The sequence below is a fragment of the Salinibacterium sp. NG253 genome (genome assembly GCF_015864945.1).
Lineage (GTDB): Bacteria > Actinomycetota > Actinomycetes > Actinomycetales > Microbacteriaceae > Rhodoglobus.
The window spans coordinates 1677008-1699176 of the sequence record NZ_JADYWF010000001.1; the positions used below are offsets into that span (position 1 = coordinate 1677008).

The following is a 22169-nucleotide window of genomic DNA, read 5'->3' on the forward strand; positions in this document are numbered from 1 at the left end:
CCCGCCCGCTAGAACTCGGATCACTCCACGGAGGTACCGAGCTTTCTCACCAACGCTGCTACCTCTAATGGGCTTTCCACGTGAGGAAAGTGGCCAATGCCCCGCAGCGAAACCATTTCCAACGAGCGAGCGTTGATCAGCCGAGTCGCAGTGTCATCGACCATCCGTCGAGACACCAGCCAGTCACGATCGCCGTGAGCCATGATCACGGGACACGTGACGTTTCGCATCAACTCACGGATATCGCACCGAGTGTAGGCGCGAAGGTCGCTCTGCTGGGCGAGCGGGCTGAGCGAACTCACTCCCCACTCGATAAACGAACGAGCGCCGTGGTGCGCACGCTCGCCCACGAGACTCAGACTGAAATCCATATTCGAGTGCGGCAGTGACACTTGCGGATGGCTCATCAAATCGAGAGCCGTTTCTGAAATAGTCGGCGTAAGGTCAGCCCCTTGAAGGGCCAGAGTTCCCCGCACTCTCGCGGAACTCGCCGGCAACAGGAGCGCCAAATTGCCGCCGAGTGAAGTACCAGCTACCAAGAATGTCTCCTGGCCAACAGCCGACATGAACTCAAGAAGCCAGTCGGCCATCTCGCTCACGTCATTGAGACACGGCTCGCCGTGCCGCGGCCAGCTCTTGCCATGACCAGGCAGGTCGGGTGCGTACAGCGTGAACTCATCGCGCAACAGGTCCATCACCCACTGCCATTGGCGATTATCGCGACCGGCGGTGTGCAGGAGCAATACTGCTGGCCCACTGCCGCAGCTCTCGAAATAGCTGCGCACTCCTGCGACTTCGACGTAGTTGCCAGCGATGTCACCCAGGGGCCACAGAGCTGCTGGCAATTCTTCTCTGCTCACGCGAACACCCGCGATAGGGCCGGCGTGAGCCACGCCCCCACAACGGCGTTTCCGGAGACCGTCAATCCGCCGTGATAGCCGTTAATCGCCGCGATATAAGGCATTTGTCTGGCCAGCAGAGCCGACCACGCCCAAGCTGGACCACTCACTCGCAAGCTCGGTTCGCCGGCATCCGCCGCTTCAGTCACACCCTCGGGCGAAAAACGTAAGAGCACTGCCTCGGCGCTGCCGCGTTCTTTGCAATCAAGCTGGATGACGTGGTCACCCACGCGAGAGACGAGTCCCGGAAGAATCGAGTCGCCCTCCATCACAGAGATTCGGGCCAAGATTTCGCTGCGGAAGTCCACTAGGACGACTGCTCCTCGAACACAACGATCGCTCGCCCCCTGATCTCGCCTGCACCGAGGGCGCGGTAGGCGTCATTAATTTCGTCAAGTCCAAAAGTATCGGTAACCAAGGTATCTAGCGCGAACCCGCCAGCGGCAGCCAACGAGACGACGGCGGGAAGATCTACGCGAGTGCGAGCCCCAAAAGAACCCACCATGCTGTGCCCCCGGCGCACAAAGGTGGTGATCGGAACGGAGACTTCCGCCTCGCTGCCGGCTAAGCCGACTGCGACTGTTCGCCCGCCTTCACCGACCGAGCGAACGGCTTGGCCGAGGGTCTGCGCACTGCCGAGGGCCTCGAAGGCGAAGTCAACGCCGCGCCCACCCGTTAGCTCTCGGATTCGCGCTGGCACATCGATTCCCATTCCGTTCACCGCATCGGTCGCACCGATCTCTCGCGCCAACGCCAGTTTGTTGTCATCGATGTCAACCGCAATAACCTGCGATGCCCCCATGGCCGCAAGCATTTGTACTATCGAGAGACCAACGCCGCCCACGGCAATAACCGCTGCCGTTCGACCTTGAACATCACCAGCGGCACGAGAAACTGCACCGTAACCCGTCATACCGGCACACCCCAAGACAGCAGCCTGTGCGAGGTCGAGGCCGTCGGCGACGGCAGCCAACGCGCTAATTGGCGCGACGGCATACTCTGCGAATCCGGCGGCAGAATACATATTCAAGCGGGTTCCATCGTTGAGCGCGATGCGAGATTCTCCATCGAAGAGCGCACCATTCACTCGGTTCTGAGCGAAGAACTCGGAACAGATGTCATCGCGGCCACGCAGGCAGTTTTCGCATTTGGTGCACGGCATGATGAAGCCGGCAACCACGCGAGTGCCCAGCTCGAGCTCTTCGGTGTTAGGCCCGAGCGCGACGATGGTGCCGCTTAGCTCGTGGCCGAGCACGGCTGGCCGGGGAAAGGCGATTTGTCCACGGGCGACGTGGAGATCAGAGTGACACACGCCACACGCCGCTACCCGGATGAGCGCTTCACCACTTCGCGGTTGAGGAACTGCGATCAGCTCGACCGAATATTCGGGCGAGCCTTCCCTAAGAATTGCCGCCTTCATCTGAACAGGCAGATCGGCGATCGTTCGCAGTTGAGGGGAATCGTGTACTTCATCGTTCACTGGCGGCACTCCGTTGTACTCATAATCAGAACAAATAGTCACGATCATCATTTCCTCACCCCAAGGGAACGTCAACGTAAACTTACGTGCAAGGGATGTGCACTCATGCACACCTCAGTGTGCGTTAATCGAGCCTTCCTCGCAGTCGCTCGCCCCTGCTTGAATGCCCCGTCATCACGTCGCGAGCAGCCAACTTGCACACACCCGCTGTGCGCAAAAGACCATGCTGTCCCCGCGAGATCATTCGTTAGAGTGCCCTCATCACCCTGCGCGTCGCGGCGCACGTTCAGCCACCCTTGGGAGAGAACTGTCATGTCGAATCCCGTCATTGGAGTCGTCGGCCTTGGCCTCATGGGTCGCGCTATCGCGGAGCGCAGTGCTGCAGCGGGCCTTCAGGTGCGCGGCTATGACTCGTCGGTCGACGCCCGCGAGGCAATCGCGAAGTGGGCCGCGTCCGTGGGCTCCGAAGAGCTCCTCATCGCTGGTCGCCTCAACGAGCTTGCCGACTGCGACTTCATCATCGAAGCCGTAAGCGAGTCGCTCGAGACAAAGCTCGCCGTAATGCGCGCGATCGGCAACCTCAACGAGTCCGCGACGATCATGACGAATTCGTCTACGTACATGGCGAGTGAGCTTGCGCCCGTTGTTCGCAACCCTTCTCGACTCATTGTTGGCCACTTCTTTAATCCGGCGCAGGTCGCGCCCCTCGTCGAGGTGATCCCTGGACCCGCGACCGACCCCGACACCGTCGCGCGCGCCGTTGACTACCTTACCCAAATCGGAAAAATTCCCATCGTGCTTTCTGCCGAAACACCGGGGTTCGTCGCGAATCGGCTGCAAGCTGCCTTGCTGCGCGAGTGCTTCGCCCTCATCGACCAGGGGGTCTGCACACCGCAGCAGCTCGACGAAGTGGTGCGACTTAGCCTCGCCCCGCGGTGGGCAGCGCTCGGGCCCCTTGCTGTCGCCGATCTCGGTGGGCTCGATGTTTTCGCGGCATTGACCGCGCGCTTGTATCCACTACTGGATGCTCGCACCACCGTTTCTCCTCTGCTCGACTCTTTAGCCGAAACGAAACATTATGGGGCAAAGACTGGTTCGGGAATCTACTGCTGGAATTCCGATCTCGAGCGAGGCGCGATCGAAGCCGCCTCCGCGGCGTTGCGCGCGGCTTCACCGCGAGCGCCCCTTATTTCAGCCACACCGCCCCGACCAGAGAACGAGGACATCGAATGATCGACAACAGCCACACCATCCACTCTCCGGTTTGGCTTGCCTCGGGAATCCGGTCGGCCAACCGGGTCGCGCTTGCGCCGATGACCAACCGATCGAGCAACGCGGATGGCACACTCAGCGCTTCCGAACGTTCGTGGCTCCTGCGCCGTGCGCGCGGTGGTTTCGGAATAGTCATTAGCTGCGGAGTGTACGTGAGTCTGGAGGGGCAGTCGTGGCCCGGGCAGCTTGGGCTGACTACCCAAGCCCACGCTGATTCATTGCGGCCGATGGCTGCAGAGCTGCGCGCTGCCGGATCTCTCGGAATCGTGCAACTGTTCCACGGCGGGTTGCGGGCGAATCCGGACGCATCCGGCGTGGCCGCGCTCGCTCCCTCCGCGAACAGCGACGACGCGTGGTCCGAGGCCACCGAGGCTGACATTGCTCGCATCATCGCCGCCTATCGCGCGAGTGCAGCTCTCGCTGCCGCCGCCGGATTTGCTGGCGTCGAAGTGCACGGCGCTCACGGTTATCTACCCGCGCAGTTTCTCAGCGCGACAGAAAACGCTCGAACCGACCAGTGGGGCGGGAGCATCGAAAACCGCGCCCGCCTGCTGTGCGAGATCGTGCGCGCAGTGCGTGATGATCACCACGAAAACTTCGCTATCGGCGTTCGACTCTCGTCGGAAGACGCTCGGCAGTCACGCGGCATAGATATCGATGAAAGTGTTGCTGTCGCCAAGATGATGGTCGAAGCAGGCGCAGACTTTATTCACCTGTCAGTCTGGGATTGCGATCTCAATTCAGCAAAGCATCCCGAGATTCACCCGATAACCCTCTTTCGCGACGCCCTTCCGGCCAACGTGCCACTCATGGTCGCGGGGAAGATATGGACAGGCGCTGAAGCTCAGCGAGCACTCGCGCGCGGCGCCGACATCGTCGCGCTTGGCCGTGCCGGAATTCTCAATCCTGACTGGCCAGAACGGGCGCTTTCAGAAGACTGGGCGCCGGAACGCGGCCCCCTCACAGAAGACGAGTTCGCCGAGATCTCCGTTGGTAACGCGTTCGTTTCCTATTTGCGGGAAAAGTGGCCGCAGTTGGTCAAATAGTTCACTAGCGAAATATCTCATTAGTGAATTATGACGAACAAGGGGTTAGTAGCTGAGAGTGGGATTGGCGAGCCGCAGCTGCTCAAGGGCGGCATCCGCAAGTCTTGTCGAGAGCTGGTCATTATTTGCCGAGCCATGAATCCACACGTCATCAGCAAAATAGTGGGTGTCATAAATGTCGTTCAACCCACCCAAAGTCAGCACGTTTAACACAGTCACACTTCCTAACGCTGTCTCCACTGCTCCTTCGTCGAGCAGGGCAGTAGACAGCGTCATGCGGTGGGTGGAATCGATATCGGTGACAGTGAGTCCGAAGGCTCCGTCGCCACGCGGTACTCCCCACCAGCAGTTCTTCGCCAGCGATGCATTCGAGACCACGGCCGCTTCCTCTGGCATGAACCACTCTTCCGCCTCCAGAAGGCTCGAGTCCTCCAGAACGACCGTAGATTCAGCGAACCAGCTCTTCGCGACGTCCAGAGGCACCATCGTCGAGCACTCCGGAAGGACGAGAGGCTCGACCACAGGAGTTGGGGTGACCTCAGCTGGCGTGGTTGACGCGGTTGGCGCAGCCGCTGATGGTTCGGTCGCGGTCTGGGTTTCCGCTTGCACGCAGCCCGCCAGCGCAATCACGATCAGAGTCGCGGATGCCGCCGCGATAGAAGTTCGGACAGGTCGTAGTTGGTCACTCACTGGGGTCCCCCTCGCATCCGTAGCAATGCCTGAAGGGTAGACCCATCTGTCTTCTTTTTACACAGTTGTAGCCGAACTGTGAGGATTACTGCCGATCAGTAGGTGCGGGTGGGGTTTGCTGCTCGCACTTCGTCAAGCACAGCATCGGCGACGTTAACAGTCAGTTCAGTGCTCGTGCCGGAAACATAAACCCAGAGGTCGCTCACCAAGTAGTGAGTTTGGGCGCTCACGCCCACCGCAGTTTCAAACTCCTTCTCAAGAGTCGTCACGGTTCCCGCGCTCGCGCCGGTGAATCCTGTTGCCAGCAGCGCGTCTTGCAGGTTTGTGGCATCCGCCTCTGAAATGTCGGTGACGATCACAGTGAAGCCACCGTCCGAATTGGGAACGCCCCAAATGCAGTGCTTGGCCACGGAGGCATTGCCCGCAGCAGTGTCAATCTCGGGCAGATCGTCGCCGCGGATCGGCACTGCGTCGTCTGCGCCCAAGACAACGGTTGACGGAGAGAACAGAGTCTTCGCTTCGGAGAGAGGCAGCAAAGTGTCGCAGCCGGGGATGATCAGCGGCTCCGGGGTAGGCAGCGGCGTAGAGCTGGGTGTTGACGAGGCGGTGGGAACGCTCGACGAACTCGATGATGAAGTGCTGGAGCCCGAAGGAACGCAGCCGGCGAGCGCCCCGAGTGCGATCATTGCGGATGCCGCCGCTCCGGTCATCCGCGCACGCTCGCGCCGTGCAATCACCGAGCTTTCATCGCGTCCACTGTTCATGTTTGAAGAGTAACCCCGCAACCTGCCCGGTGGAAGAGAGTAGTTCTTACTGGCGAGGTAGCTCGGCTGTGCCGCGCGCGACTAGCTGGACTGGCGTGCTAGCTGACCCAGAGCATCCGCATCGAGAATGACGACGCGGGCGCGGCCCTGCCGGATGATGCCGCGGCTGGCGAGATCAGACATGGCCTTGCTCGTGGATTCGCGAGTCGCACCGAGGAGCCCGGCCAGCTGGTCGTGGCTGAGACGGATCGTGGGATGCGTGAAGCGCGAATTGGGGGCCGCCTCGGCGAGGCGCAACAGCGTGCTGCACACGCGCGATTGCAGCGGGCGCAATGCAAGATCGGTGAGGCGCTCTTCGAGCCGAACAACTTGCTCGCCAAGGTGGCGCGAAATGCGGATCGCGATGCGCGGGTCGGCAAGAAGGTACCGCTCGACATCCGCCGTGTTGAGGAGACAGATTTCGACGTTGTCGATCGCTTCGGCGTAGTTGTCATACATGCGCTGGCCGACCATCATCATTTCGCCAAAGACGGCGCCCGGCTCGAGGATCGCCATCGTGAGCGCCTTGCCGTCTTCGGTAACGCGGAAGATGCGGATGCGACCCTTTTTCAGAATGAAAAGAGCGGTGACGGGCTGGCTCTGACTGAAGACCATTTCGCCGAGCGAGTACGAGCGCGAGGGCGCCATGCGGTCCATCTGCTCGATCTCGGCAGGCGACAGGTCGGCGAACAGGTCGACTTCGCTGAGGCAGCTAAACGAACCGTTGTCGATCGGCATGAGTGGTTCAGGATCCCTTCGCTGCGGCGACCACGGGCGTTCGCCCGCCAGAGGGGCTGACGCCACTCTCTCGCCGCACGGATCCATCATGACATGCTCACTTGAGGGTTACCGGTACTCGGGGTTAGCTTCGAAGCCGAAGTGCTCGCCGTCGTTCCACGCCTTGCGGGTGTTTCCGTAAGCGGGGATACCGCCGGCGTTCTTGAGGATCGATGCCATATGCATGAGGTTCCACGACATGAAGGTCGTGTTGCGGTTCGTGAAGTCGTTCTCGAGACCGCCCGAGCCTTCGTCGAGGTAGCTGGGGCCGGGGCCGATTTCGCCGAGCCAGCCAGCATCCGCTGCGGGAGGAATGACGTAGCCAATGTGCTGAAGGCTGTAGAGCACCGACATGGCGGAGTGCTTCACGCCATCCTCGTTGCCGGTGAAGAGCGCGCCGCCGACCTTGCCGTAGAACACGTACTGACCCTTGTCGTTGAACTCGCCACTCATCGCATAGAGACGCTCGATGAGCATCCGCGTGACAGAGGAGTTGTCGCCCAGCCAGATCGGTCCGCCGATGACGAGGATGTCGGCCGCTTCGATAAGGGGCCAGACTTCGTCCATCCAGGCATCCTTCTCCCAGCCGTGCTCGCGCATGTCGGGATAGACGCCGATGGCGATGTCGTGGTCGATGAAACGCACGTTGTCGACGTGCACTCCGGCACTGCGCATCAGCTGGATGCTGGAATCCATGAGGCCCTGGGTGTGGCTCATCTCAGGGCTCTTCTTGAGCGTGCAGTTGATGAAGACGGCTTTGAGCCCGTCGTAGCGGGGGGCGTCAGCAGGAACGGTGTTCGCGTTAGTTTCGGTAGCCATGACCCGATGTTACGGGCCAGCCCTCCCTGCGAACTGTGATCTAGCGTACGGTTCGCTGAACAATGCGCTGCTAAACATGACTGGGGCAAACGCCCTCTCGAAAGGAATACGCATGCCCGCTCAGTGGGATCTCATCGTCATCGGCTCCGGCAGCGCCGGAATTGTCGCCAGCAAGACCGCCGCCCGGTTTGGTGCACGGGTGTTGATGGTCGAACGCCACCGTCTCGGTGGGGATTGTCTCTGGACTGGCTGCGTTCCCTCGAAGTCACTGATCGCTACAGCGCATGCCGCTCACGTCATGCGAACCTCCGAACGCTTCGGCATCACCGCCGACAACATAACAATCGACTTTGCGCGGGCGATGGGGCACGTGAAGGATGCGATTGCCACGATCGAGCCGCACGATTCCGCCGAGGCTTTTGCCGAGTTCGGCATCGAGGTCATCCACGGGGATGCTCACTTTACTGGCCGCCACTCGTTAGAAATCGATGGCACTCGCCACACGTTCGTGCAGGCCGTGATCGCGACGGGCACCGAACCGCGCCTCCCCAAGTTCGCCGGCACCGACAGCATCGAGATGCTCACGAGCGACAGCATTTGGGAACTCGACGAACTACCACCGCGCCTCGTCGTGCTGGGCGGCGGTGCGATCGCAAGTGAACTCGGCCAAGCAATGGCCCGACTCGGTTCCGCCGTGACGATTGTGAACCGCCGCGACCGCATCCTTCCCACTGAGGATGAGCGTTCCAGCAGCATCCTGCAGACGACGTTCGGCGGCGACGGCATCACCGTGCTCAACGGCCGCTCTGCCACCGAGGTCATCCCGACCGACGGACTGGCCGGAGAGCTCGTGCTCGACGACGGCACCCGTGTGCCCTTCGACCGCCTGCTGGCCGCGATCGGACGCTCAACCCGCGTGGGGACTCTCGCCCCCGAGGCCGCTGGCGTAAACATCACGGCCGAGGGATTCATCGATGTCGATGCCTCGCTGCGCAGCTCCAACCCGCACATCTGGTCGGCCGGCGACGCCGCCGGGTTGCCAAAGTTTAGCCACATCGCCGGAGTAAGCGGCAGCATTGCAGGCACCAACGCGGCCCTGGGCCTACGCCGCAAGTTCAATGACCAGCTCGTGCCCCGCGTCACGTTCACCTCGCCCGAAATCGCAGCCGTCGGCATCACCGCGGCGGATGCCGTGCCCGGCAAGCACCGCGTTTACACGGGCGAACACCTCTCAACGGACCGCGCCATTGCCGAAGGTGAAGAAGAGGGTTTCGCGCAAATCGTCGTCGATACTCGCGGCCGGGTACTTGGCGGCACCATCGTCGGACCGCGCGCGGGCGAAAGCCTCGGAGAGCTCACACTCGCCGTCAGCGCGAAACTCTCCACGAGCGCGCTCGCCTCGGCGACCCACGCCTACCCGACCTTCAGCGATGCCCTCTGGAATGCGGCCATTGCTGACGTTCAATTCCGTTTGAAGAGCGGCGTCGTGAAGTCAGCTATCCAACTGTTGGCTCGGGTTCGCCGGGCGACGTTGGGAAAGCCGAAGGACTAGCGCAGCAGGCGGTAGCCGACGATCATCCGCTGGGTGGCGCTGACGAACACGATGATGCTCCACACAATCGCGATCTGCCAGGCAAAGAACGGCACGATCAGCCAGAGCGCGTGAGTGAATACCGTCTCGCCGCCTTCGGCAATACGACCGAGGAAGAAAAGCGAGCGGTTGTCTTCGTCTGAGACTGTTCGGCCGGTGCGTTCAGCGATCGAGGAGAACGCGAGAAACGCGGCGCCGTTGAGGTAGTAGCTGAACATGACGAGCAAGAACGGCCACCAGGGCGCCCCGAATGCGGTGGTCGCACCGATCGCAACACCGAGAACCGTCGCGCCGTAGACCACGAAGTCGGCGACGATATCGAGAAAACCACCCGCTTGGCTCGCGGCAGCGGAGCTCGAGGCATCCACGCCATCCCGACCCGAAGCGGATGCCGCAGCGAGCCGCCGTCGAGCAAGAGTTCCGTCGAGCCCATCCAGCACTCGCGACAGCAGCCACGCGATGAGCGCGAGGCTCCACCATTGCGTTGCGGCGAGCGCAGCACTACTCAGGCCGACAACGAGCCCGGCGATCGTGATGCGGTCGGGCGTGATCCAAGGCACGTCGAGGGCGGATGCCATGCCGTTGAGGGGTCGACTGACCGCTCGACGCAGTTGGGCATCCAGCACGGCTAGTCGTTCTCCGCGTCGAGTTCTTTGGCGGCATCCTCGTCACCGGCGGCCGCTGCGGCGACAGCGTCTTTCTTGCGCAGTCGCGCGGCAACGATCCCGCCACCGATCGTGAGAACGCCGAGTGCTCCGAGTGCGATGAAGAACCCGGTGTTGAGTTCAGCGCCATAGGCGCCGACCGCGACGAACGCCATGGTGCCGGGGATGATGCCGACGGTCGTGCCGATCATGTAGTCGCGCACTCGCACCGCGGTGAGGCCGGCCGCGTAGTTGATGACGGTGAAGGGGATGAGGGGGATGAGTCGCAACGCAATCATGGAGAGCAAGCCCCGTTTCTGCAGCATCTCGTCAACGGCGCGAACCTTGCCGCCCGTGTACTGCTCAACAGCTTCACGTCCGAGCAGGCGGCCGATCCAGAAGGAGAGCGCTGCCCCAATAACGGCACCTACAAGCACGAGTAGGGTGCCGATCCACAGACCCCACGCGAGCCCTGCGGCAATACTGATCACGGCTTTGGGCGCTGGAGTCAGGGTGAGGACCGCATAAATGAGGATGAAAATGACGGCGCCCAGCACGCCGGTGCCTTCTGCTGCCGCTTGAATCTCTTCAACGCTCGGAATCTCTACGGTGAACGCCACAATGACGATGGCCACGAGGAACACGACGAACGCGCCAGCTTTCCAGAGCGCTGAGGCGCGTTTGTTTTTCATTTCAGCAATGCTATGTCGGAGCTATGAAGTCCGTATGTGATGTGGCTTACTGAAGTAATAAGTTGTTCGCGCTTAATCTGGAGTGCGCTGTGCGGGGCATCTCGACAGTTCCCCGTGAGCCCTCAATTACTTAGGAGCACCTGCGTGCAGATCTGGTTACCGTTTCGTCGTGCGGCTTCCCCCACCACTGCCCGCCGCCGCATCCTTCCCGCGCTTGCTACTGCAGCAGTGACCGCGTTGGCCCTGAGCGCGTGCTCGGCACCGACAAACACTCCGAGTGGTCCTGAGTTCTTTGACTGGGCTGACGTGCAGATCGCTGCCGACGGCCAAACCGTGAAACTGTGGATGTGGGGCGGCGACGATCAGGGCAACGCCTACGTCGACGATGTACTAGCTCCGGCTGCGGCGGCGCAGGGCGTCACTCTTGAACGTGTACCGATTGCCGACACCAAGGATGCGCTCAACCGTGTCTTCACTGAGCTGCAGGCTGGCCGCAACACGGATGGCGCTGTTGATCTCGTCTGGATCAATGGCGACAACTTCCGCACTGGCAAACAGGCTGATGCCTGGTTCTGCGAGTGGACAGACCTGCTGCCCAACATGACCTTGGTCTCCGACTCTGACCCACTGCTCACCGAAGACTTCGGCACTCCTGTGGACGGCTGCGAGGCTCCCTGGCACAAGGCGCAATTCTCCTTCGTCTACAACGAGGCCACGGTGCCGAACCCACCAACCACCATTGAGGGCATCCTCGACTGGGCCGAAGATAACCCCGGTCGCTTCACCTACCCGGCTGCTCCCGACTTCACGGGATCCGCTTTCTTACGCGAGGTGCTCTACAGCGTCTCGGGCGGTTATGAGAATGTTCCTTCGGTCTATAGCGATGACGCTTTCGCCGAACTTTCCCCTGCGCTCTATGAACGACTCGACCAGCTCGCGCCGTCACTGTGGCGCGAAGGCACCACCTATCCCGCAACCTCGGAACAACTGACGAAGTTGTTTGCCGATGGCGAGATCGACATGATGATGACGTATGGCCCCGCCACGCTCACCGCACTCGTGGAGAACGGCACGCTCCCCGACACGACGCGAGTGCTGACCGTCGACGACGGAACGCTCGGCAACGCCAGCTTCTTCGGCATTCCCAGCAACTCCGGCAACATCGCTGGCGCCATGGTCGTCGCGAATGAAGCCCTCTCGGTTGAGCAGCAGGTCGCGAAGGCCGACCCTGCCGTGTGGGGCCAGTTCACTGTGCTGGATCTGGATGCGCTTTCCGCCGATGATCGCGCCCTGTTTGATGCCCTGCCGCAGTCGCCTGTTGTGCCAACCTTCGACATCCTCTCGCAGAATGCCAACCCCGAACTCTCGGCCGAATGGGTTCCTGCACTCGATGACGGTTGGCGCACTACGATCGCTGCTCGTTGATGACGGCGGTGCAGAGTCGGCCGCGACGCCACGGGATGCGTGCCACGCTTCTCGTGCTCCCGGCGATCATTCCGGTCGCGATCGTAGTGATCGGAGGCATCGGCACCACTGTGGTGCAAAGTCTCGGTCTCATGCCACTCGTGGGCACGCCCGCGTTGAGCGTTGACGCCTTCGAAAGCACCGACAACCTGCTCGGCTCCGCGCTGCTTTCTCTGGGGATCGCCGTCGTGTCAACCGCGATCGCTGCGGTCGTCGGGTTCTTCACCGCCGTACTCATCATCTCGGGCAACTGGGGTGGCCGCATCGTGGGCGCCCTCAGCGCTGCGGCCGTCACCGTGCCCCACCTCGTCGGAGCTGCGAGCGTCGGCCTTCTGCTCTCCGACTCTGGCGTGCTCGCCCGTATTCTCGGCATCCCGCCAGAATCGTGGCCCGCGCTCGTCGCCGGCCCCACCTGGTTTGCCGTGATCGCGGAGTACGCGTGGAAAGAATCCGCCTTCGTCGCGCTCATCATCGTCGGCACCCTCGCCACCCGCATCACGTCCTACGACGAAACCGCCGCCATGCTGGGCGCGAGCCGCGGGGCGAGACTACGACTCGTGCTGTTTCCGCTCGCCGCACCGTCGCTGCTCGTGGCATCCGCTATCGCGTTTGCGTACACGCTGGGTTCCTATGAGGTCGCGTGGTTGCTCGGCAAGACCTACCCCGAGCCGCTCTCGGTCATGGCGCTGCGGTTATTCAACTCGGCAAGCCTCACCGCTCGGCCCGAGGCTGCCGCCGTTGCCGTGATTACTCTGCTTCTCACGGCGGCGATCGTGGGCGTCGCCATGCTCGGGCTTCGGCGAATGCGAGCGTGGCAGTGAGCGCCGGCACCACGAGCGTCAGCCTCGATAAGCCGGTCGTGCACCCACCCCGGCGGATGCCCGGCGACCATGGCAGCCCGCTGACTCAGTCTCGCGGCGTTGCCCGTGTGCTGCGTATCGTCTCGACCGCGCTCATTGCGCTCTGGTTTGCGCTGCCCTTCCTGCCGCTCGTGCTGTGGTCGTTTGCGAACCAATGGATGCACCCCGCCGCGTTCCCGATGGAAGCCGGCACCGACGGTCTCACCGCCGCAATCGCCAACGGCGGCGGCCTCGCCTTCCTCCACTCGCTGCTGCTGTCGCTTGTGGTGGCCGTGATCGCCACCCCGCTCGGAGCGATGGCCGCCCGCGCTCTCTCGCGCGGTCACGTTCGCTTCGGTAAGGCGATTACCGTTCTGCTCTTCTCCCCCGTGTTGCTGCCTCCGTTCGCCGCAGTGCTCGGCCTCAATGTGCTGCTGCTGCGCGCGTGGGTGCCCCCGGCAGTCGGTGTCGTTCTCGTGCTCGTTGCGGTAGCGATTCCGTACACAACGTTCTCGATGCGCGCCGCGTACGCCGCCTACGACGATGGCTTCGATGACGCTGCCCGCACGCTTGGGGCGAGTTCACGGCTGACGCTGTGGCGCATCCACCTCCCCCTGATCGCTCCGGCGTTGGCACGCTCTGCCTTCTTGGCGTTCTTGGTCGGCTGGAGCGATTACCTCATCACGCTCGTGGTGGGAGGCGGCCATATGATCACACTGCCGCTCATCATCGCGTCAAGCGCATCCGGTGTCGGCAACGAATCAAGCGTGGCGGTGTTGTCGCTCTCCGCGGTCATTCCACCCCTCATCCTGTTGGGCTTCATTGCTCGCACCCGCAATCTCGACCCAGGGAAGCAACGATGACCACTCACACCCAGACCACTGACGTGGAGACTTCTGCGATCACCCTCACTGGCATCACGAAGAGCTATTCGGCCGCCTCCCCTGCCGCGCTGCGCGAGGTGAACCTCGATATTTTGCCGGGCACGAGCACCGCGATTGTGGGGCCGAGCGGTTCAGGCAAGAGCACGATTCTGCGCATCATTGCCGGTCTTGAGGATGCCGATGGTGGCCAAGTGCGCCTCAGCGGTCGGGATGTCACAGCGCTTCTGCCGGAGCAGCGCGGTATCTCGATGGTGTTCCAGCGCCCGCTGCTGTTTCCGCATCTGACGGTGCTCGACAATGTCGCGTTTGCCGATCGCGCGGCAGGACTCAGCCGCGGGCAGGCTCGGGAGCGCGCCCGCGAGCACCTAGAACTGGTGCAGATGGGGGCATTCGCATCCCGCTCGCCACACTCGCTTTCGGGCGGCCAGCAGCAGAGAATCGCTGTGGCACGGGCTCTCGCCGCAAAGCCATCCGTGCTGCTGCTCGACGAACCGTTCAGCGCCCTCGATCCCGGGCTGAAAGATGAGATGCACGCGATGATTGCGAGCATCCGGGAGGCCGTGAATCCGACCATCCTCTTCGTCACCCATGACCGTGATGAGGCGAGCGCGATGGCCGAACGGATCGTTGTCCTTGAGAACGGTCAGTTGCTGCAACACGACACTGTCGACAACGTTTTTCACCGGCCGGCATCGCTCGCGGTTGCTCGACTTCTTGGCGGCAAGAATGCGTTCGCTGGGGAGGTCAGGAACGGGGTGCATCATTCCGCGATCGGCGCCGTCGCCATCAGTTCCACGGTTGAATCGGGCCCCGCAACGCTCGTCTTCCGCCAGGAAGCGGTCTCCGCTTCAGCGCGCGTCCCCGATAACCGAACGGATGCTTCGCCACCTGTCACTCGCGATTCAGATGCCACCGCGTGCCAGAGTCGCGGCCCGCGCGAGCTGCACGGCGTCGTCACCTCTGCCATTCAGCGCGGCCCGCGTCGCGAGCTTCTCGTTCGAGTCGGAGACGCCGAGATCCGCACCGAGGCAGCCCCCGGCGCGCTTCTCTCAGCTGGCGATTCCGTCACGGTTTCTCTGCCGTGCGAAGCGCTCTGGACGGTTCCCTCTTAGCCGCGCAATTGCCGAAGCTGGCGACGCCGGGCAGCCATTGGGGGCTAGACCGGCTCGGGCGCAATCTGCTCGTCAGCTGGCGGCACGATCTGGTCGTTCTCTAAGACGGCATCATTTTTACGGATGCGCCTCACCACAAGTACACCAGCGACCGCGAGGACCCCGATGGCTCCGAGCGCGAAGTAAAAACCGTCATTGAGCTCTGCACCGTAAGCGCCCACCGCGACATACGCGAGCGTGCCCGGGATGATGCCGATGACAGTACCGAGGGCGTAATCCCGCACGCGCACGGCGGTCAGCCCTGCGGCGTAGTTGATGAGAGTAAACGGGAGTACGGGGATGAGGCGAAGGGCAATCACCGACAGCAGGCCCCGGCGCTGAAACATGTCATCGACAACGCGCACTCGCCCACCGGTGAAGTGCTCGACGGCATCCCGCCCCAAGTATCGTCCGAGCCAGAACGAAAGCGCAGCGCCGATCAGGGCGCCGATCAGCACGATGAGACTGCCGATCCAGAGCCCCCAGGCAACCCCGCCCGCGATACTGAGCACACTTTTCGGTATTGGGGTGAGCGTGAGAAGCGCATACCCAGCCACAAAGATGGCGATCCCCGGGCTTCCTGCGCTCTTCGTCCATTCGTGAATCTCATCCGTAGAGGGGATCTGCACGGTCAACGCGACGATCACGATCGCCACGAGGATTGCGAGAAGAACGCCAGCGCGCCACAGAGTTGAGGCGCGGGGCTTTGTCATGAGCCCAATGCTACGGCTCCCCTGGACCCGCGATGTGTGATCGGGCTTACTCAGCGGCACACTGGTGCCGATGAGGAACTCCCGTTCCCTGCTTTCGTGAGGAAAGTTATGGCAGCATTAGCGAATGGTCTATGTCGCTGATGATGCCCGTTACGAACCGATGCCCTACCGCCGTGTGGGGCGTAGTGGCCTGAAACTGCCCGCCGTCTCGTTGGGGCTCTGGCAGAACTTTGGGGATGACAAGCCGCTTGCGAACCAGCGTGCGATCCTGCGCCGCGCTTTCGATCTCGGCGTCACCCACTTCGACCTCGCCAACAACTACGGCCCTCCCGCCGGTTCAGCGGAGTCGAACTTCGGCCAGATTCTGCGCGAAGACTTCCGCCCCTACCGCGACGAAATGATCATCTCGAGCAAGGCCGGCTACGACATGTGGCCAGGCCCCTACGGCGTGATGGGATCGCGCAAGTATTTGCTCGCGAGCCTCGACCAGTCGCTCAACCGACTCGGTCTCGACTACGTCGACATCTTCTACTCGCACCGTGCCGACCCCGACACCCCTCTGGAGGAGACGATGGGTGCGCTGCACACTGCCGTCACCTCGGGCCGTGCGCTCTATGCCGGAATCTCGAGCTACTCGCCCGAACTCACGCGCGAAGCCGTGCGGATCATGAATGACCTCGGAACGCCCCTGGTCATCCACCAGCCCTCGTACTCGATGTTCAACCGGTGGGTCGAAGACGGACTTCTCGACACTGTGGAAGAGCTGGGCTTGGGCGTTATCGCCTTCTCGCCGCTCGCTCAGGGACTACTCACCGATCGCTACCTCGGCGAAGTTCCCGCAGACTCGCGCGCAGCCAAGGGTGGCTCGCTCAAGTCGGGCATGCTCAACGACGAAACGCTCGGTCGCGTGAAGGCGCTCAACGACATCGCTTCCGGACGCGGCCAGTCGCTCGCGCAGCTCGCCATCTCGTGGGCGCTGCGCAACGACCGCGTCACGTCGGCCCTCATCGGCGCCTCGAGCGTGTCGCAGCTTGAGCAGAACCTTGCTGCGGTTCAGAACCTCTCGTTCGAGGATGCTGAACTGGCTGCGATCGACGAGCACGCCAAGGATGCCGGCATCAACCTGTGGGCAGCATCGAGCGCGGTTTCCTAACCCGCCACCGCACAACAGCTGCAGTCGCTGTGGGAGGGTAGAGCGTGAGCTCTCCCACGGCGCAGCAGCACCACGACGAAGTACTCGGTGCGCTTTCCGCGCTCGCTGCAGAGACGGGCATCTCGCTCGAACGCGGCAAACTCGTGCGGGCCGATCGCCGCTCCCAGTTCGAGTACTTCGGTCTGCGCACGCCCGACCGACGTCGCCGAGTCGCGGCTGGGTTTTCGTTCACCGGCCAGGATTCGGCATCCGTCCTCGCTGCGTGGGATGAGATCTGGCACCTCGCCGACAACGGCGATGTGATGTTCGCAGCCCTCGATTTCTATCGGCGCCGGATCGGTTCACGCCGTTGGACCGCGGCAGACAGCGCCGAGTTCTGGAGCACCGCCGTCGGCTGGATCGAGCGCATCGACAACTGGGCTCACGCCGACGACCTTGCCCGGCTGTATTCGTTCGCGCTAGCCGACCAGCCAGAACTCGTGTATCCGACGCTCGAGGAGTGGAGCCGCTCCGACAACGAACGGCAGCGCCGCATCGCAATGGTGAGCCTCATCCACTACAGCGGCAAGAACGCCGTCTTCATGCCGATCGAGCCCTGCCTTAGCCTGCTCGCGAACTCCGTGACAGACCGGCGCGAGACCGTCTCGAGCGCGCTCGGTTGGGTACTGCGCGAACTGCTCGCCGTGCATCCGGATGCCGTACTCGCGTTTCTTACGACCCATGCTGCGAGCATGCCGCGGCCTGCCACTCGCCGCGCGACGGAGCGGCTGCCGCAACCCGAGCGCGACCGCGTGCGCGCTTCGCTCGCTTAGCTCTGACCCGGTCGGCAAGACCTCCACGCTGTTCTTGTCAGACGACGACGCCTACGGCACTGATCCCTGCGACCTCTGTCGCGAGCCCACAGCCATGGCCGTGCCGCCGATGCACAGCACCGCTGCACCAGCCGCAATTGCTACTGCGTACGCTCGAGAGTCCAAGCTCGCTCCCACAGCGGAAGCACGAAACGAAACCCACGAGAGAAGCTGCGACGTGACTATCGTCGCCAGCGTTGACGAAAGTCCAAGAATAGGCACGCTCACTGCTGTGATGCGCCCCATGAATCCGGGCGGGGTGGCGGCCTGCAGGATGGGGCCCTGCGCCACCACATAGACGGCAAACGCGATTCCCGAAAGCAGCATCAGTAGTGATGCCGACCAGAAGTCACGGGTAAAGGCGTAGCCGAAATAGCTCACGCCGAGGAGAACAATCGCGATCGGGAAGAGCCGTTCACTTCCGACCTTATGCAGAAGTGGGGTGGCGAAAACAGCACCAATGAGTCCGCCGAGCGAGAATGTCGCAGCAACGATGCCATACTGCGCCGCGCTGAGCTGAAGCGTTTCGAGAGCGAAGAGCGACAACACGGCGTTGTTGATTCCCAACGAGACGCCATAGAGGCCAACACCCACGATCACCAGCCGCACCGATCGCACTCGCCATGCCGTTGCGAGCCCGTTTCGAAAGCGAGACCAGAACGCCGTGATCTCGGGATCGGAAACCGGTACCACCGCGAGCTTTCTCGTTTGGGTAATGACTAACGCCGACACCAAAAAGGTCAGCATGGTTATCGTGAGCGCAGGGATGGCACCGTAAAGCGCAAATAGGATGGGGCCAAGCGCAGCCGCGATGGTCGCGACACCCAGGCTTGCGAACATGCTCTTGCTCGACGCATCTACGCGCCGCGAAACAGGGATGACTACTTGCATGAGGGCCGCTCGTGCTGGATTGAAGAACTGCGAAAGCACCGAGATGCCCACCAGCAGACAGAGCAACGAGCCGATCGTCAGTCCTCTACTGGGCGTGGTCGCTGCGAGCACAATGACCGGAGCTATCAGGACGGCACGCAACAGGTCGGCCTTGATCATGGTGGGCTTGGCCCTCCACCGATCTACCCATACCCCGGCGAACGGTGCCACAAAAAGTCGCGGGGCTGATGACGCAATCACCACGGCAGCCACGTAAGTCGGAAGTAGCGGGTCACCCTTAGCCAGGTCGAGGACAAGCCACACCGTCACGGTCGCTCCGAGAATGAATTCACCGAACGATGAGGTGGCTTGAGCGACCCACAGCAACGCAAAGTTTCTACTGACGAGAAATCGCGCTTCGCTGGTCATCAATCGACTACCGGTCGTGCCGCTTCTCGGAATCCTCGGACTCGTCCGCAGCGGTCACGACAGGCTTCGTGGCGCGCTTCGATGTCTCGTCGAAAACTTGGGGATCGCCGTTACCGCCACCGTTGGCTTGCAGAACGCTCTGCGCGATATTCGCTGCCGTCGCGCCGAGGCGATAGAGGAACGTGGTGATTGCGGCCATGCTGCAACCCTAAGCGAATAAGCGAGAAAAGTTCCGTTCAGGCTGCGCCGAGCTCGGTCGAGATGTCGCGGGCGACTGAATGCAGCAGCGGCAGGTGAGCCTTGAGAGCGTTGAGATCGGCTGCCATCCGGATCGCTGTGATCGAGAGCGCGCCCACCACCCCGGCCGGTCCGTGGATCGGCACGGCGATACAGTTCACGAAGTCTTCGAACTCACCGTCGTCGACCGCCCAACCACGGGCAGCGACGGTGGTGAGTTCGGCATCCAGTTGGGAGCGCGACGTCAGGGTTTTGTCGGTGAACTTCTCCCACACGACGCCGGCGAGCACGGCATCCCGATCGTTAGTGGGTAGTTCGGCCAGAATCGTTTTGCCGACGCCGCTGCAATAAGGGCGCGCTGGGCTGCCGATGCGCGAATACATGCGCACCCCGCTGGTGTCTTCGACCTTGTCGACGTACACAATGCTGTGGTCAACGAGGGCGGCGAGATGGATGGTGTTTCCGACGGTGCGGTGAAGTTTCAGCAGGCGGTCGTGGGCGATCTCGCGCAGATCAAGGCTGTCAGATGCCTGGTGGGCGAGCGCAATGAGGTGCAGGCCGAGCACGTACTCGCCATTCTTTCGCTTGCGCAGGTAGCCAACTTCTTCGAGCGACTGTACTTCGCGGAACATCGTTGAGCGGTGCACTCCGAACTCCTCGGCGAGCTCACTGACGCTTGCAGGGCGCAGGGCGACCGAATCGATGATGCGTGCTGCACGACGAACGCTCTGCGACATCCGGGCTTCCTCTCGTTGCTGCACTGGCGGAGCTTTACCCCGCTCGCACATGTTGCACTATATGCAACAGTGTTGCACAGGATGCGCACATGGTCGATAGTGGAACTGTGCAGACGACGACGCAGCCGGAGATCATCACGATCGGCGAGACCATGGTGCTCATCGCACCCACGGTCGCCGAGCCCATCGAAACCGCCGAACTGTTCCACCTCGAAACGGGTGGCGCCGAGTCGAACGTTGCCGTGCACCTCTCGGCTCTCGGCCATCACGCCGCGTGGGCAAGCCACCTCGGCACCGATGCTTTCGGTCGCCGCGTTGAACGCCAATTGCGCGAGCGCGGTGTTGATACAAGTCTCGTGAAATTCACTCCGGATGCCCCCACCGGCTTTTACTTCAAGGATCCCGGCAACGGTGTGACCTACTATCGCGCGGGTTCTGCCGCATCAGCAATGACGCCGGATGATCTCGCCGAGGTTCCGTTCGAGCAGGCTGCCATCACCCACATCTCGGGCATCACGCCGTCGCTCTCGGCCTCCTGTGCCGCGCTCATCGAGTCAGTGCTCGATCGTGCGCAGCACCGCGACACCGTCGTGAGCTTCGATGTGAACTATCGCGCTGCCCTGTGGCCCGTCGCCGAAGCCGGCCCCACACTGCTGGCCCTCGCCCGCCGTGCGAACATCGTGCTCGTCGGTCTCGATGAAGCCGAAGTGCTCTGGGGCACGACGACTCCCGAAGAAGTGCGCGCGCTGCTCGAAGACCCTGACTTTCTCGTGATCAAAGACGGTGACGTCGGCGCTACTGAGTTCAATGCGGAGGGCCACGTGTTCGTGCCAGCCCACAAGGTGGATGTCGTCGAAGCCGTCGGTGCCGGAGATGCCTTCGCGGCTGGTTACCTCAGCGGCTACCTCACCGGGCTCACTCCGGAACAGCGCTTGGGACTCGGCCACGACCGCGCTGCCCTCGTGCTGCAATCGACAACCGACCTCCCCACGCTCTAACTCTTCTCCCCCATACCGCTGAAAGGCTCACTCTCATGGCTCAGATCTCTAACGCATCGCTCGACCAACTCTTCGACGGCCAGCCCCTCATGGCGATCCTTCGCGGCTTCGGCGTCGAACGCAGTGTTGCCCTCGCGCGCACCGCGTGGGAGCTCGGCATCGACTCCGTAGAAGTGCCCATCCAGAGCGACGAAGATGTTGAAGCACTGCGCGCCGTCGTTGCCGCCGGCAAGGAGCTCGGCAAGTCCGTCGGCGCCGGAACCGTCGTCACCCTCGAACACGTGCGTCAAGCTGCGGATGCCGGAGCGGCCTTCACCGTCAGCCCCGGCTTCGACCTCGACGTCGTTCGCGCCTCGTTCGAAGCGGGCATGCCGCCGCTGCCGGGCGTCGCCTCCGCCACCGAGGTTCAGACCGCACAAGCCGCTGGCCTCACCTGGGTGAAAGCCTTCCCCGCATCACTTCTCGGCACGAGCTGGTTTGGCGCCATGCGTGGGCCGTTCCCCGCGATGCGTTTTGTTGCGACCGGAGGAATGGATGCCGGCAACGCCGGCGAGTACCTCACCGCGGGCGCAAAGGTTGTTGCGGTCGGTTCGGCACTCGCCGACGAGACCCAGTTGCCGCGCCTCGCGGAATTGCTCGCCGCACGCAACTAGCGAGCTGAGCACCCTTAGTTTTCGACGGAGGGCTTCACGGCAACGATGGTGCCGTGCACGTTGGCTACCGCTGCGAGCGTGTTGTAGACAGTGCCGTAGTGGTTGAGGTTGCGATGCAACATCTCCACACGTCGGTCATCTTCGTTCGTGACGAGCCGAATCTCATACTCAAACTCAACGAACTTCGGTGGCGCATCTTGGCGGCGTGAGCGCACATCAATCTCAGCACTCTCGTAGCTGAACGGGATCAGAGCTGCGGAGCGCTCCACATTCTTGAGCATGCACGCGGCCAGCGCTGACGCGAGCAACTCTGCCGGCCCGGGGAGCCCAGAAGGTTCGTCGGCATCCCAGAGTGCATCGATCGGGATCGTTTGGTTGCCAGCGTGAATCGATGCCTCTTCGCGCGCAACACTTCGCCCGTGAACTTCGTACGTCGTCGGTGCCGTTGTCATGAGAGCTCCTTCATCGTTGTGCGGC

At 62.5% G+C, this 22169-nt stretch carries 25 protein-coding genes; 11 read left to right on the forward strand and 14 right to left on the reverse strand.

What is annotated here, in order from left to right; genetic code table 11:
• Positions 1-20: 20 nt before the first annotated feature.
• Genes I6E52_RS08000 through I6E52_RS08010 form a run of 3 tightly spaced genes read right to left on the reverse strand, consistent with a single transcriptional unit; the run spans position 21 to position 2430 of the window.
• On the reverse strand, positions 21-860 hold the full coding sequence (locus tag I6E52_RS08000) for an alpha/beta fold hydrolase (protein WP_197156166.1): 840 nt from the start codon (positions 858-860) through the stop codon (positions 21-23).
• The gene (locus tag I6E52_RS08005) at positions 857-1207 is read right to left on the reverse strand and encodes an SCP2 sterol-binding domain-containing protein (RefSeq protein ID WP_197156168.1); all 351 of its coding nucleotides are present in this window, start codon (positions 1205-1207) and stop codon (positions 857-859) included. The genes I6E52_RS08000 and I6E52_RS08005 overlap by 4 nt, the downstream gene beginning before the upstream one ends.
• On the reverse strand, positions 1207-2430 hold the full coding sequence (locus tag I6E52_RS08010; protein ID WP_231601796.1) for a zinc-binding dehydrogenase: 1224 nt from the start codon (positions 2428-2430) through the stop codon (positions 1207-1209). Before I6E52_RS08010 ends, I6E52_RS08005 begins: the two co-directional genes overlap by 1 nt.
• 261 nt (positions 2431-2691) lie before the next feature.
• Here I6E52_RS08010 and I6E52_RS08015 point away from each other — a divergent pair, with 261 nt between their 5' ends.
• A complete protein-coding gene (locus I6E52_RS08015) occupies positions 2692-3612 on the forward strand; it encodes a 3-hydroxyacyl-CoA dehydrogenase family protein (protein WP_197156170.1) in 921 nt (306 codons plus the stop codon).
• Positions 3609-4697, forward strand: coding sequence for an NADH:flavin oxidoreductase (locus I6E52_RS08020; RefSeq protein WP_197156172.1), 1089 nt, complete (start codon positions 3609-3611; stop codon positions 4695-4697). Before I6E52_RS08015 ends, I6E52_RS08020 begins: the two co-directional genes overlap by 4 nt.
• A 45-nt stretch (positions 4698-4742) precedes the next feature.
• Here the strand turns inward: I6E52_RS08020 and I6E52_RS08025 are convergent, their stop codons facing one another.
• The 4 genes from I6E52_RS08025 to I6E52_RS08040 all read right to left on the reverse strand — a co-directional run bounded on the left by I6E52_RS08025 (position 4743) and on the right by I6E52_RS08040 (position 7786).
• A complete protein-coding gene (locus I6E52_RS08025) occupies positions 4743-5387 on the reverse strand; it encodes a hypothetical protein (RefSeq protein WP_197156174.1) in 645 nt (214 codons plus the stop codon).
• A gap of 95 nt (positions 5388-5482) precedes the next feature.
• Positions 5483-6151: a hypothetical protein gene (locus I6E52_RS08030; protein WP_197156176.1), complete on the reverse strand. Its 669-nt coding sequence runs from the start codon at positions 6149-6151 to the stop codon at positions 5483-5485.
• Positions 6152-6232: 81 nt separating this feature from the next.
• A complete protein-coding gene (locus I6E52_RS08035; RefSeq protein ID WP_197156179.1) occupies positions 6233-6928 on the reverse strand; it encodes a Crp/Fnr family transcriptional regulator in 696 nt (231 codons plus the stop codon).
• A 108-nt stretch (positions 6929-7036) separates the two neighbouring features.
• Positions 7037-7786 (reverse strand): flavodoxin family protein, encoded by a 750-nt coding sequence (locus I6E52_RS08040; protein ID WP_197106778.1) that lies wholly within the window; start codon positions 7784-7786, stop codon positions 7037-7039.
• A gap of 112 nt (positions 7787-7898) precedes the next feature.
• On the opposite strand from I6E52_RS08040, the gene I6E52_RS08045 reads away from it, so the two are divergent.
• Positions 7899-9338 (forward strand): NAD(P)/FAD-dependent oxidoreductase, encoded by a 1440-nt coding sequence (locus tag I6E52_RS08045; protein ID WP_197156181.1) that lies wholly within the window; start codon positions 7899-7901, stop codon positions 9336-9338.
• Here I6E52_RS08045 and I6E52_RS08050 read toward each other — a convergent pair.
• Positions 9335-10003 (reverse strand): CDP-alcohol phosphatidyltransferase family protein, encoded by a 669-nt coding sequence (locus I6E52_RS08050; RefSeq protein ID WP_197122488.1) that lies wholly within the window; start codon positions 10001-10003, stop codon positions 9335-9337. The genes I6E52_RS08045 and I6E52_RS08050 overlap by 4 nt on opposite strands.
• Before the next feature lie 2 nt (positions 10004-10005).
• Positions 10006-10713 carry a TVP38/TMEM64 family protein gene (locus I6E52_RS08055; protein ID WP_197156183.1) on the reverse strand — a complete coding sequence of 236 codons (708 nt, stop codon included), beginning with the start codon at positions 10711-10713 and terminating at the stop codon, positions 10006-10008.
• 144 nt (positions 10714-10857) lie between these two features.
• Between I6E52_RS08055 and I6E52_RS08060 the strand changes: the two genes are divergently transcribed.
• The 4 genes from I6E52_RS08060 to I6E52_RS08075 are packed head-to-tail and all read left to right on the forward strand — an operon-like array spanning position 10858 to position 15012.
• Complete coding sequence (locus tag I6E52_RS08060) at positions 10858-12138, forward strand: ABC transporter substrate-binding protein (protein ID WP_197156185.1); 1281 nt, start codon at positions 10858-10860, stop codon at positions 12136-12138.
• A 35-nt stretch (positions 12139-12173) separates the two neighbouring features.
• Positions 12174-12998: an ABC transporter permease gene (locus tag I6E52_RS08065; protein WP_231601797.1), complete on the forward strand. Its 825-nt coding sequence runs from the start codon at positions 12174-12176 to the stop codon at positions 12996-12998.
• Positions 12989-13879 (forward strand): ABC transporter permease, encoded by an 891-nt coding sequence (locus I6E52_RS14325; RefSeq protein WP_197156187.1) that lies wholly within the window; start codon positions 12989-12991, stop codon positions 13877-13879. Before I6E52_RS08065 ends, I6E52_RS14325 begins: the two co-directional genes overlap by 10 nt.
• Entirely contained in the window at positions 13876-15012 is a 1137-nt protein-coding gene (locus tag I6E52_RS08075; protein ID WP_197156189.1) for an ABC transporter ATP-binding protein, read from the forward strand. The genes I6E52_RS14325 and I6E52_RS08075 overlap by 4 nt, the downstream gene beginning before the upstream one ends.
• Positions 15013-15056: 44 nt before the next feature.
• Here I6E52_RS08075 and I6E52_RS08080 read toward each other — a convergent pair whose 3' ends face one another.
• Complete coding sequence (locus tag I6E52_RS08080; protein WP_197156191.1) at positions 15057-15764, reverse strand: TVP38/TMEM64 family protein; 708 nt, start codon at positions 15762-15764, stop codon at positions 15057-15059.
• A 124-nt stretch (positions 15765-15888) separates the two neighbouring features.
• On the opposite strand from I6E52_RS08080, the gene mgrA reads away from it, so the two are divergent.
• Both mgrA and I6E52_RS08090 read left to right on the forward strand, forming a co-directional pair.
• Entirely contained in the window at positions 15889-16917 is a 1029-nt protein-coding gene (gene mgrA, locus I6E52_RS08085) for an L-glyceraldehyde 3-phosphate reductase (RefSeq protein ID WP_197156193.1), read from the forward strand.
• Positions 16918-16961: 44 nt separating this feature from the next.
• Positions 16962-17729, forward strand: coding sequence for a DNA alkylation repair protein (locus I6E52_RS08090; RefSeq protein WP_197156195.1), 768 nt, complete (start codon positions 16962-16964; stop codon positions 17727-17729).
• A 51-nt stretch (positions 17730-17780) separates the two neighbouring features.
• Here the strand turns inward: I6E52_RS08090 and I6E52_RS08095 are convergent, their stop codons facing one another.
• Genes I6E52_RS08095 through I6E52_RS08105 form a run of 3 tightly spaced genes read right to left on the reverse strand, consistent with a single transcriptional unit; the run spans position 17781 to position 20041 of the window.
• Positions 17781-19067 carry an MFS transporter gene (locus tag I6E52_RS08095; protein WP_197156198.1) on the reverse strand — a complete coding sequence of 429 codons (1287 nt, stop codon included), beginning with the start codon at positions 19065-19067 and terminating at the stop codon, positions 17781-17783.
• Positions 19068-19074: 7 nt separating this feature from the next.
• The gene (locus I6E52_RS08100) at positions 19075-19266 is read right to left on the reverse strand and encodes a hypothetical protein (RefSeq protein ID WP_197156200.1); all 192 of its coding nucleotides are present in this window, start codon (positions 19264-19266) and stop codon (positions 19075-19077) included.
• Between the two features lie 37 nt (positions 19267-19303).
• Positions 19304-20041 carry an IclR family transcriptional regulator gene (locus tag I6E52_RS08105; RefSeq protein WP_197156202.1) on the reverse strand — a complete coding sequence of 246 codons (738 nt, stop codon included), beginning with the start codon at positions 20039-20041 and terminating at the stop codon, positions 19304-19306.
• 89 nt (positions 20042-20130) lie between these two features.
• Between I6E52_RS08105 and I6E52_RS08110 the strand changes: the two genes are divergently transcribed.
• Both I6E52_RS08110 and I6E52_RS08115 read left to right on the forward strand, forming a co-directional pair.
• Positions 20131-21039 carry a sugar kinase gene (locus I6E52_RS08110; protein ID WP_197156204.1) on the forward strand — a complete coding sequence of 303 codons (909 nt, stop codon included), beginning with the start codon at positions 20131-20133 and terminating at the stop codon, positions 21037-21039.
• Positions 21040-21074: 35 nt separating this feature from the next.
• Positions 21075-21692: a bifunctional 4-hydroxy-2-oxoglutarate aldolase/2-dehydro-3-deoxy-phosphogluconate aldolase gene (locus I6E52_RS08115; protein WP_197106792.1), complete on the forward strand. Its 618-nt coding sequence runs from the start codon at positions 21075-21077 to the stop codon at positions 21690-21692.
• Positions 21693-21706: 14 nt separating this feature from the next.
• On the opposite strand, the gene I6E52_RS08120 is transcribed toward I6E52_RS08115, so the two are convergent.
• Positions 21707-22144, reverse strand: a complete 438-nt coding sequence (locus I6E52_RS08120) for an OsmC family protein (RefSeq protein WP_197156206.1) — start codon at positions 22142-22144, stop codon at positions 21707-21709.
• Positions 22145-22169 lie beyond the last annotated feature (25 nt).